The organism is Kitasatospora sp. UYEF31 (genome assembly GCF_057291755.1).
The window spans coordinates 84,637-95,979 of record NZ_JBXAWK010000021.1; the positions used below are offsets into that span (position 1 = coordinate 84,637).

Genomic DNA, 11,343 nt, shown 5'->3' on the forward strand with positions numbered 1-11,343 from the left:
GGTGGGCGGCCGACGGGACAGCGGCCGGCGGGCCAAGGGCCGGCGGGGCAAGGGCCGGCGGGGCAAGGGCCGGAGGGCCAAGGGCCGGAGGGCCAAGGGCCGGAGGGCCAAGGGGCGGCGGAGCAGCGGTCGACGGTGCAGCATCCGACCGGGCGGCTGGCAGGGCGACAGACGGGTCAGGCGGGCCCCGTGCGCGGCGGCACGGGACCCGACCTGCGGCTGGTCCCGGGCCTCGCCGGAGCGTGGGCCGGTGCCTGGTGCGCCGGGATCGTGCCTCCGACGGTGCTGCTCGGTTTTTCCTTCGCCACCGTGCTGACGGCATTCGCGCTGCTGCGGCACCGTACAAAAGACCGGACGCTTTTTGCCGTGGCCCTGCTGTGCATCGCGGCGGGCGCCGGCACCGGGGCCCTGCACGGGGCCGCCGACCAGACAGGGCCCGTGCCCGAGCTGGCCCGGTCCGGGGCGTCGGCCCAAATTCAGTTGACCGTACGGACGGACCCCCGGGCCAAGGCGTCCAAAGTGCGCGGCACGGACCTCAAGGACGCCCCTGTCGTGTTCCAGGCGGAGATCGGCAGGGTCACCGCAGCGGGCAAAAGCACCCGGGTGCGGACCCCCGTCACGGTCCTCGCCACCGGGCGCGGGGCAGCGCAGTGGCTGCGGCTCCTGCCGTCCACCACAGTGCGGACCGACGGGCGGCTGGCGGCCGGCCGGGACGGCGACCCGCTGCTGATGGTCCGTACCGGGCCCCAGGTGGTCTCAGGGCCCGTCTGGTACCAGAAGAGCGCAGGGTATCTGCGGGACCGCCTGCGGGCCGCCACCGACGATCTCCCCGCCGCCCCACGCGGCCTCCTCCCGGGGCTGGTGGTCGGCGACACCAGCCGCATCCCGCCGGAACTCCTCGACGACTTCCGGACGACCGAGCTCACCCACCTGACGGCGGTCAGCGGCACCAACATCACAATCCTGCTGGGAGTGGTCCTCGCTGCCCTGCGCGGCGCCCGGATCCGCGGGCGCGCGCTGCCCGCCGCCGGGACCGTCGCCGTACTGGGCTTCGTCGTCCTGGCCCGCCCCGAGCCGAGCGTGCTGCGCGCCGCGGTCATGGGCCTGGTGCTGCTCCTCGCCCTGTTCACGGGCCGGGTAAGGCAAGCCGTACCGGCACTCGCCGCCTCCGCCCTCGTGCTCCTGCTTCTCGACCCGGCCCTCGCCCGCGCGTACGGTTTCGCACTGTCCGTCCTGGCCACCGGGGCCCTGCTGCTCCTGGCCCCGCGCTGGACCGCCACCCTGGTCCGGCACGGTTGGCCGAAGCCCCTCGCCGTGGTCGTGGCGGTCCCGGCCGCGGCGCAGGCGGTGTGCGCCCCGATCGTGGTGATGTTCGCCGGGCGGGTCAGCCTGGTGGCAGTCCCGTGCAACCTCCTCGCCGAGGTCGCCGTCGCCCCGGCGACCGTGCTCGGCTTCCTCACCCTGCTCGTGGCCCCGTTGTGGCTGCACGGGGCCCAGCTGACCGCCTGGACCGCCGCCTGGCCGATCCGCTGGATCACCACTGTGGCCGGGCACGGGGCGGCCCTGCCCGGGGCCACCGTCGGCTGGCCCGGCGGAGTCCTCGGCGGCCTCCTGCTGACCGGTGTGACACTTGCGGCACTCCCGGCCACCCGGGCGGTGCTGAGACGACCGGTCGTCCTCGGGCTGCTGGCCGTCCTCCTGGCGGTTGTGCTCATCCGTCCGCCGGCAGTCGTCCGGCCCCTCACCGGCTGGCCCCCGCCGGACTGGCTGCTGATCGCCTGCGATGTGGGACAGGGCGACGCCCTGCTGCTCAACGCCGGGCACGGGGCCGCGCTGATGGTCGACACCGGGCCCGACCCGAAGGCCGCCGACCGCTGTCTGCGCGAGGCCGACGTACGGGTCCTCCCGCTGATCGTCCTGACCCACTTCCACGCCGATCACGTGGAAGGCCTGCCCGGGGCCCTCCGGGGCCGCTCCGTGGGCGGCATCGAGACCTCCCCGCTGACGGAACCGCAGGGGGAGGTCCGCCGGGTCGCCCACTGGGCGCACGGGGCCGGGACGCCGATGCTCACCGCCGCGTACGGGGAGCGGCGGCACCTCGGCCCGCTGACCTGGCAGGTACTCGGGCCGCGGGACCCGCAGGGCCTGCGCGGGGCGGAGGGCTCACCGCCCAACAACGCCAGCGTGGTGCTGCTCGTGGAGACGCGCGGCGTGCGGATGCTCTTCACCGGGGACATCGAGCCCGAGGCGCAACGGGACCTCCGTACGACATTGAACGGAACCACTGTGGACGTCCTCAAAGTCCCGCACCACGGCTCGGCCCAGCAGGATCCACAGTTGCTGCTCGGGCTGCGGCCCCGGCTCGCGGTGGTCAGCGTCGGGGTGGGAAACCCGTACGGACATCCGGCCCCGTCGGCGCGGGCGCTGCTCGCGGCCACGGGTGCCCGGGTCCTCCGAACGGACACCGAAGGAACGGTGGCGGTCACCGGCTCGGCCGGGGCACTCGGAGCGGTCACCACGAAGGATTCGAAGGCTGTCCCCACCGCGTGCGATGCTGGGCCCGATGGCCAGGAAAGCAGCTGCACAGGACAGTCCCCTCGCCCCGCTGACGCTCGTCGTGGGGCCGGAGGAACTACTCGCCGACCGCGCCGTGCAGACGGTGACCAGGGCGGTGCGTGAACTCGACCCCGACGCGGACATCCGGGACATCGCGCCCGGAACACTGCTGCCCGGCATGCTCACCGAGTTGGTCAGCCCGTCGCTGTTCGGCGAACGCAAGGTGATCGTCCTCCGGGCCGCCCAGGACCTGGGCAAGGACCTGGCCGAAGAGGTCAAGAAGTACATCGCCGACCCGGTCGACGAGGTCGTGCTCGTGCTCACCCACGTGGGTGGGCCGAAGGGCAAGAACCTCCTGGACGCCGTCCGCAAGGCGGGGGTCCGCGAAGTCCCCGCGGCGAAGGTGGGCAAGGCCGCGGAACGGGTCGTGTTCGTACGGAACGAGTTCCGCGTCGCCGGGCGCTCCGCCACCGAGGACGCCACCCGCGCGCTGGTCGAGGCGGTCGGCAGCGACCTGCGTGAACTGGCTTCCGCCGCACGCCAGTTGGCCGCCGACACCGAAGGGGTGATCGGCGAGGACGTCGTCGCCCGCTACTACACGGGGCGGGCCGAGACCACCAGTTTCGCCGTCGCCGACCTGGCGATGGAAGGGCGTACGGCCCAGGCGCTTGAGCAGTTGCGCTGGGCGCTGTCCGTCGGTGTGGCCCCGGTGATGATCACCAGCGCGCTGGCGCAGGGGGTCCGGGGGATCGCCCGGGTCGGCGCGGCCCCGCGCGGGGCCCGGCCCGCAGACCTCGCCCGCGACCTCGGCATGCCGCCCTGGAAGATCGACCGGGTCCGCCAGCAGCTGCGCGGCTGGACCGGCGACGGCATCGTGCTGGCCCTGACCGCCGTCGCGGAGGCGGACGCGGCGGTCAAGGGCGGCGGCACTGACCCGGCGTACGCCCTGGAGAAAGTGGTCGTCACGGTGTCCCAGGTCCGGAGCAGCTGAGCCGCAGGATCTGGGCTGGACGATCTGAGCCGCAGGATCTGGGCTGGAGGATCCGGGCCACAGGATCTGGGCCGGAGTAGTCCGAGGCTGAGCAGTTCGAGCCGCAGCGGTTCGAGCCGCAGCAGTTCGAGCAGCGGTACCCGTACCGGGACGGCCGGGCTGTTCCGGAAGTATCAAGAAGGAACAGGAAACACGAAGGGCCCCGCTTCCGTGCGGAAGCGGGGCCCTTCGAAGGCTTCTGCAGGCTCAGGGAGCCTCAGTAGCGGATCGTTCAGCCCTTGAGGGCAACGATCTGCTTCGCCAGCGCCGACTTCTTGTTGGCGGCCTGGTTCTTGTGGATAACGCCCTTGCTGACGGCCTTGTCAAGACGGCGGTCGGCCTCACGGCCGAACTCGGCTGCCTTGTCGGCGTCGCCGGCAGCGATCGCTTCGCGGGTCTTGCGGACGAACGTCTTCAGCTCGGACTTGACAGCCTTGTTGCGCTGACGAGCCTTCTCGTTCGTCTTGATCCGCTTGATCTGGGACTTGATGTTTGCCACGAAAGAGCCCTCGTTTTGAGTCTGAATGTCGGAACCCGGCGGGGATAGAGGGCCCTTCGGGAAGATGACCTAGCGCGGCAGAGACACGGATAGCCACACGCAGTCGCCAAGGTTAGCAGCGCACGGGGCGTGCCTCAAACCGGCGGGGCCGGGGCGGCGCCCCCCGGGCAGTCGCTTCCGGCCCCGTGCCCGCAGGCCCGGGGCCACGGCGGGGCGGCGCCATCAGTGGCCTCCCGGCGGTGCCGGGCGTCATAGGGACGGGCGGGAGCGTCGCGTACGCCGCTGTCATGGGACGATGGTGGGCGAACCCCGTTGATGATGATGGACAACTGAGACTGACTGCTGTCCGCCTGCTGTCCGCCTGAGCGAGAACCTGGATGGACCCGCGAGTGCCCTCGATGCCCGTGAACGTGCCGGAGCCCAGTCGTACCGACCCGGCGCTGATCCGCAACTTCTGCATCATCGCGCACATCGACCACGGCAAGTCCACGCTTGCCGACCGGATGCTGCAGATCACGGGCGTCGTCGACCCCCGGCAGATGCGCGCGCAGTACCTCGACCGGATGGACATCGAGCGCGAGCGCGGGATCACCATCAAGTCGCAGGCCGTACGACTGCCGTGGGGCGTCGACGACGGCCCCGTGCACATCCTCAACATGATCGACACGCCCGGCCACGTCGACTTCACCTACGAGGTCTCGCGTTCACTGGCGGCCTGTGAAGGCGCCGTCCTGCTGGTCGACGCCGCGCAGGGCATCGAGGCGCAGACCCTCGCCAACCTGTACCTGGCGATGGAGAACGACCTCCGCATCATCCCGGTGCTCAACAAGATCGACCTGCCGGCCGCGCAGCCGGAGAAGTTCGCCGCGGAGCTCGCCCGCCTGGTCGGCTGCGAACCGGACGACGTGCTCAGGGTCTCCGGCAAGACCGGCGAGGGCGTCGCCGAACTGCTGAACGAGTGCGTCCGTCAGCTTCCGCCGCCGGTCGGCGTCAAGGACGCCCCGGCCCGCGCGATGATCTTCGACTCGGTGTACGACGCGTACCGCGGAGTCGTCACGTACGTCCGTGTCATCGACGGCCAGCTCAACAAGCGCGAACGCATCCAGATGATGTCCACCGGCGTCACCCACGAACTCCTGGAGATCGGCGTCATCTCGCCGGAACCCAAGGCCGCCGACGGCCTGGCCGTCGGTGAGGTGGGCTACATCATCACCGGCGTGAAGGACGTCCGGCAGTCCCGGGTCGGTGACACGATCACGTCCCTGCACAAGGGTGCGACCGAGCCGCTGGGCGGCTACAAGGACCCGAAGCCGATGGTGTTCTCGGGCCTGTATCCCCTGGACGGCTCGGACTACCCGGAACTGCGCGACGCGCTGGAGAAGCTCCAGCTCAACGACGCAGCCCTGGTGTGGGAGCCGGAGACCTCCGTGGCCCTGGGCTTCGGCTTCCGCTGCGGCTTCCTCGGCCTCCTGCACATGGAGATCATCCGGGAGCGCCTGGAGCGCGAGTTCGACCTCGAACTCATCTCCACCGCGCCGAGCGTGGTGTACCGCGTCGTCATGGAAGACGGCACCGAGCACACCGTCACCAACCCGAGCGAGTTCCCGACGGGCAAGGTCACTGAGGTGCACGAGCCGGTCGTCCGCGCCACGGTGCTGGCCCCGAGCGACTACATCGGCTCCATCATGGAACTGTGCCAGCAGCGCCGCGGCGAGCTGCTCGGCATGGATTACCTCTCCGAGGACCGCGTCGAGCTCCGCTACACACTCCCGCTCGCGGAGATCGTCTTCGACTTCTTCGACCAGCTGAAGTCCAAGACCCGCGGCTACGCCTCGCTGGACTACGAGCCCATCGGCGAGCAGCAGGCCGATCTGGTCAAGGTGGACATCCTGCTGGTGGGGGAGACGGTGGACGCGTTCAGCGCCATCGTGCACAAGGACAAGGCGTACAACTACGGCGTCAGCATGGCCCAGAAACTGCGCGAGCTGATCCCCCGGCAGCAGTTCGAGATCCCGATCCAGGCCGCCGTGGGTTCCCGCATCATCGCCCGCGAGAACATCCGCGCGATCCGCAAGGACGTGCTCGCCAAGTGCTACGGCGGCGACATCAGCCGTAAGCGCAAGCTGCTCGAGAAGCAGAAGGCCGGAAAGAAGAAGCGGATGAAGTACGTCGGCCGCGTGGAGGTCCCCCAGGAGGCCTTCATCGCCGCGCTTTCGACGGACGACTCGGCCGGCGAGAAGAAGTAGGACAATCGTTGACACGTACGGGCCGCACCCTGCCGGGTGCGGCCCGTACGCGTATGAAAACGCTCTCAGATGTCCACCGGACGTCAGGCGTCCGTCCACCGGACGTCAGGCATCGCGTCGCTCCAGGAAGAACAACCCCAGGATGAACAACACGGCGATCTCGGCCACGAACACCCCAAGACCGGTCCACGGGCCGAACATGTTCGAATCGAACCCGTCCGGCGTGGTGATCTGCGAACCGGCGTTGGCGGGCATCAGCTTGGCCAACCACCTCCCGGCCGCACCCGGGATCAGTCCGATCAGCGAACCGATCACGAAGATCAACGCGACACCGACCGTGATCGCCCCGGCCGTATGCCGCAACAGCACACCCAGAGCCATCCCGAACACACCGAGCAGCGCCAGATAAATCCCCGTACCGATCAGCGAACGCAGCACACCCGGCTCACCGAGCCCCACACCGATGTCCTTCGCGCTGAACATGAGGTTGGCCAGGCCGTACGACGCGAAGGCCGTGACCACCCCGACGACGAACAGGACACCCGCCAGGACCAGGGCCTTGGCGACCAGCATCGCGCTGCGCCGGGGCACGGCGGTCAGGCTCGTGCGGATCATGCCGGTGGAGTACTCGGCCGTGATCGACATCACGCCGAGCACCAGGGCCGCGACCTGCCCCAGGCTCATGCCGACGTTGAGCAGCTGGTTCGCGCCGTTCTTCTCACCCTTGGCCACATCGTCGGCGATGTTCGACGCGGACAGGGAAGCGATGAGCCAGGTGAACAGCACGCTGACCAGGAACAGGGCGAGAAGCGTCCAGATCGTGGAACGTACGGTCCGGATCTTGGCCCATTCCGAGTCCAGGATGCGGCCGAAGGTCAGCCGGGGGCCGTGCAGAGGCACGGCGGGGGAAGCAGTGGTCACGGTCATCACCCGATCCGGTCGGCGTTGGGCGGGCCCCAGTCCGGGGCCGCCTGGGGCGGGGCCGCGGCTTTGCCCGCAGCCGGATCCGGGCCGGTCAGGGAACCTTCGTCCCCGGAGTGGTACTCCACGCTGTCGGCGGTCAACCGCATGAACGCCTCTTCGAGCGAGGCTTCGACCTTGGCCAGTTCGTGCAGGAACATCCCGTTGTGCCCGGCGAGGTCGCCGACCTGGTCGGTGGTCACGTTATTGATCAACAGCGTGCCGGCGTCGTCCCGGCTCACCGACCAGCCCTCCACGCCCGCCAGATAGACCAGCTGCTCGATCTGCGGTGAACGCACCCGGACATGGCTGACGGAGTTCTGGGCGATGAAGTCCGGCACGCTGGTATCGGCGAGGATCCGGCCCCGGCCGATGACCAGCAGATGGTCGGCGGTCACCGCCATCTCGCTCATCAGGTGCGAGGAGACGAAGACCGTACGGCCCTCTGAAGCCAGACGCTTCATCAGGTTGCGGATCCACAGGATGCCCTCGGGGTCCAGCCCGTTGACCGGCTCGTCGAACAGCAGCACCTTCGGGTCGCCGAGCAGTGCCCCGGCAATGCCGAGGCGCTGCCCCATGCCCAGGGAGAAGCCCCCGGACCGCTTCTTGGCGACAGAGGTCAGGCCGACGATTTCGAGGACCTGGTCCACCCTCTTGAGCGGGATGCCGTTGGACTTGGCGAGAACGACCAGGTGGTCACGGGCGGTCCGGCCCCCGTGCAGGGCCTTCGCGTCGATGAGCGCCCCGACCTGGAGCATCGGCGCGGCCAGCCGGCGGTACGACCTGCCGTCCACGGCCACCCGGCCGGCGCTCGGCCGGTCCAGGCCGAGGATCATCCGCATCGTGGTGGACTTCCCGGCGCCGTTGGGGCCGAGGAAGCCGGTCACACGTCCTGGTTTTACCTCGAAGTCGATGTTGTCGACTGCGGTCTTCGTGCCGTACCTCTTGGTGAGGCCTTCTGCAACGATCATGGTTAAATGCCGCCTTTGCTCCCTGGGCGATTTTCATGATCGCCTGAATGGGACGGTTGCGCATCCGGGGGCGGGAGGGGAACACGGGGCTCGCTGGTTCTGCGGAGACGGTGGGGCCCCGGGCCAGGACGCACGGGGCGGCCGGACTTGGGTGGACCGGCGGGCGCGGACGGGTCGGTACCGAGTGGTGGACTCGGGCGGACCGACAGGCACAGGGCCGGGCGGGCCCGGTGGTCCTGTGCTCGATCCGCCGGACACGAGGCCGGATACACCGGCCCGGGCGGGACCCGGTGGTCCTGCGCGAACCAGGCAGGCACGGGGCGGGATGCACGGGGCCCGGCGGGGGTTCGCCGCGGCCCCGGCCCCGGGAGGGGACGGATCCGGTCGCCGGAGCCCGGACAATAGAACACATGCCCTCCGTACTGCCCGACGGCGAACCCGCGCCCGCCGACGGCTCCCTGCCCGCCTCCGCCCTCACCGGGGCCCCGGGCCGGCCGCTCGCGTTCTACATCCACATCCCGTACTGCGCCTCGCGCTGCGGCTACTGCGACTTCAACACGTACACGGCCTCGGAACTGGGCGGCGGCGCCTCCCAAGCCTCGTACGTGGACGACGTGATCGCCGAGATCAGGCTCGCCCGGCACGTCCTCGGCGACGATCCGCGGCAGGTCGAGACGGTGTTCTTCGGCGGCGGCACGCCCACCTTGCTGCCAGCCGGGGACCTGGTGCGGATCCTGGCCGCTGTGCGTACGGAGTTCGGCCTCGCGCCCGGGGCCGAGGTCACCACCGAGGCCAACCCGGAGACGGTGGATGGGGCCTACTTCGAGGTGCTGCGCGCCGGAGGCTTCAACCGGGTCTCCCTGGGCATGCAGAGCGCCCGGAAGCACGTACTGCAGTTGCTCGACCGGCAGCACACTCCCGGCCGCCCGGAGCAGGCGGTGCGCCACGCGTACGGGGCGGGCTTCGAGCACGTCAACCTCGACTTGATCTACGGCACCCCCGGGGAGTCGGACGCGGACTGGCAGGCGTCGCTGGACGCCGTGCTCGAGGCCGGCCCCGACCACGTCTCCGCGTACGCGCTGATCATCGAGGACGGCACGAAGCTCGCGGCCCGGATCCGCCGCGGCGAAGTGCCGACGATCGACGACGATGTGCACGCCGACCGCTACCTGATGACCGAGCGGACGCTCACGGACGCAGGGTTCTCCTGGTACGAGGTGTCTAACTGGGCCACCTCGGACGCTGCCCGGTGCCACCACAACGAGCTGTACTGGACCGGCGCCGACTGGTGGGGCGCGGGGCCCGGGGCACACAGTCACGTCGGCGGTGTGCGCTGGTGGAACACGAAGCACCCGGCCCCGTACGCGGGCAAGGTGCGCGCAGGCCTGTCACCCGCCCACGGACGGGAACTGCTGACGGTCGAAGACCAGCGGGTGGAGCGGATCCTGCTGGAACTGCGGTTGCGCGACGGTGTGCCGCTGGACATCCTGCACGCGGCGGGGCGGAAATCGGCGGCGCTGGCGCTGGGCGACGGGCTGCTCGACGGTGCTGCCTACGCGGCGGGGCGCGCGGTACTGACGCTCCGGGGGCGGTTGCTGGCTGACGCGGTGGTGCGGGACTTGGTGGACTGAACTTCGTGCCCTGAGACACCCGGGTGGGTGGCTCCGTGCTTGCGTGCACGGGGCCGCCCACCTGCGTCGGCGGACTGGGGCACGGCTCGTGGCCCCGTGCGGCCTGGCACGGGGCCACGTCGGCACGCCACGTCGGCACGCCACGTCGGCACGCTGGGCGTACTGCTCCCACTGCGCCGGCATCCCGCCGACCGACTGCCGGACCTGCGCGGCAGCGGCTTCGATCAGACGTGCCCCGTGCGCGGTCTGCCGCTCGGCGAACCCGTCCAGGCCGGAGGTCCTGGCCTGTCTCAGGACGGCTTCCTCCGCGTCCAGCGTGCGGGTGGCGACGGCCAGGTCCAGTTCGAGTTCGGCGAGCAGCTCCTCCAGAAGCCGCAGCAGGTGGTCGGAGGCGGCCAGGACCCGCTGGCGCTGCATCAGATCACGCAGTCGACGGAGCGTACGGGGGAACTCGTCAGCCCAGTAGACCTGCCCGGGGCCGCTGAAGGGCCGACCCGTGGCGCGGCGCACCACAGGCTCCGCAACCACCGGCTCGACCACGGGGTCGGACAGCCCCAGCGACTGCGTCAGCCGGTTCCGTACGTGCGTGAGCAGGTCCTCCCGCTCCTCCTCGTCGATGTGGTCCATTCTTCGTGACCAGGAAGGTGCACCGGCCCAGCATCGGCCCGTCCAAGGCCTGCAGCAGGAACTCGGACAGGGACGCCGGAGCCGCTGCGGTGGCCGGGGTCAGCACAGCCGCCAGATCGGCTTCGTCATGCATCACGGCGGTGGTGATGCCGGTGTGGCCGTCCTCGGCGTTCGTCCCCGGGGTATCGATGATCACCAAGCCGTCGCGCAGGGCCGGCGCGGGATGCCGGACCTCTAGCAGGTCCACCCGCGGCGCCAAGGCTGCGTGCGAGGTCAGCAGCCGCAGGATGCCGGCGGTGTCGTCCGGGACTCCGACGCCCGGGGCGATGTGCCCGATCATGCGGCCGAGGGGACTGCCCGCGCCGCGGTGCTGCCCGGACGGGTACACGTACCGCAGTCCGTCGCCGCGGAAGCGGACGGTGAGGGACAACTCCGCCCCGTGCGCGATCCGGGTGGCGGCCCCGGTGGTGCGCAACGCCGAGGTCGGCAGCAGGTCCTCACCGAGCAGCGCGTTGATGAACGTGGTCTTCCCGGCGGAGAACTCGCCGATCACAGCCAGGTGGTAGCGCCTGTCGCGCAGCCGGGCCTCGACCGCGCGGATCCGGCGGGTCAGTTCGGTGAGCCGGTCCTGGTCGACGACGGTGCGCCGGACCAGTCGCAGCGCGAAGTCGAGGTGGTCGGACGCGTCGGTCAGCGTCTCCACCAAGTCGATCCGTCCGCTCTCCGAACGTCCGCTCTCCGAACGTCCGCTCTCCGAACGTCCGCTCTCCGAACGTCCGCTCTCCGAACGTCCGCTCTCCGAACGTCCGCTCTCCGAACGTCC

9 protein-coding genes are annotated in these 11,343 nt (G+C 70.5%); 4 read left to right on the forward strand and 5 right to left on the reverse strand.

All coding sequences use genetic code 11. The features are described from left to right. Positions 1-189 precede the first annotated feature (189 nt). Positions 190-2,679, forward strand: coding sequence for a ComEC/Rec2 family competence protein (locus AC0Z36_RS13365; protein WP_485463039.1), 2,490 nt, complete (start codon positions 190-192; stop codon positions 2,677-2,679). Beyond that, complete coding sequence (gene holA, locus AC0Z36_RS13370; protein WP_485463040.1) at positions 2,564-3,547, forward strand: DNA polymerase III subunit delta; 984 nt, start codon at positions 2,564-2,566, stop codon at positions 3,545-3,547. The genes AC0Z36_RS13365 and holA overlap by 116 nt, the downstream gene beginning before the upstream one ends. A gap of 271 nt (positions 3,548-3,818) precedes the next feature. On the opposite strand, the gene rpsT is transcribed toward holA, so the two are convergent. Next, positions 3,819-4,085 carry a 30S ribosomal protein S20 gene (gene rpsT / locus AC0Z36_RS13375; RefSeq protein ID WP_485463041.1) on the reverse strand — a complete coding sequence of 89 codons (267 nt, stop codon included), beginning with the start codon at positions 4,083-4,085 and terminating at the stop codon, positions 3,819-3,821. Between the two features lie 398 nt (positions 4,086-4,483). Between rpsT and lepA the strand changes: the two genes are divergently transcribed. Beyond that, positions 4,484-6,331, forward strand: coding sequence for a translation elongation factor 4 (gene lepA / locus AC0Z36_RS13380; RefSeq protein ID WP_485463055.1), 1,848 nt, complete (start codon positions 4,484-4,486; stop codon positions 6,329-6,331). A gap of 105 nt (positions 6,332-6,436) precedes the next feature. Here the strand turns inward: lepA and AC0Z36_RS13385 are convergent, their stop codons facing one another. Both AC0Z36_RS13385 and AC0Z36_RS13390 read right to left on the reverse strand, forming a co-directional pair. Beyond that, positions 6,437-7,252, reverse strand: a complete 816-nt coding sequence (locus AC0Z36_RS13385) for an ABC transporter permease (protein ID WP_485463042.1) — start codon at positions 7,250-7,252, stop codon at positions 6,437-6,439. 5 nt (positions 7,253-7,257) lie between these two features. Continuing rightward, the gene (locus AC0Z36_RS13390) at positions 7,258-8,262 is read right to left on the reverse strand and encodes an ABC transporter ATP-binding protein (protein WP_485463043.1); all 1,005 of its coding nucleotides are present in this window, start codon (positions 8,260-8,262) and stop codon (positions 7,258-7,260) included. 410 nt (positions 8,263-8,672) lie between these two features. Here AC0Z36_RS13390 and hemW point away from each other — a divergent pair, with 410 nt between their 5' ends. Beyond that, positions 8,673-9,893, forward strand: a complete 1,221-nt coding sequence (hemW, locus tag AC0Z36_RS13395) for a radical SAM family heme chaperone HemW (protein ID WP_485463044.1) — start codon at positions 8,673-8,675, stop codon at positions 9,891-9,893. A gap of 454 nt (positions 9,894-10,347) precedes the next feature. On the opposite strand, the gene AC0Z36_RS13400 is transcribed toward hemW, so the two are convergent. Together AC0Z36_RS13400 and AC0Z36_RS13405 are read right to left on the reverse strand one after the other, a co-directional pair. Then, a complete protein-coding gene (locus AC0Z36_RS13400) occupies positions 10,348-11,223 on the reverse strand; it encodes a dynamin family protein (RefSeq protein WP_485463045.1) in 876 nt (291 codons plus the stop codon). Continuing rightward, positions 11,211-11,343 (reverse strand): pentapeptide repeat-containing protein (locus tag AC0Z36_RS13405; RefSeq protein WP_485463056.1); only part of this gene is annotated, 133 nt, incomplete at its 5' end. The genes AC0Z36_RS13405 and AC0Z36_RS13400, both read right to left, overlap by 13 nt.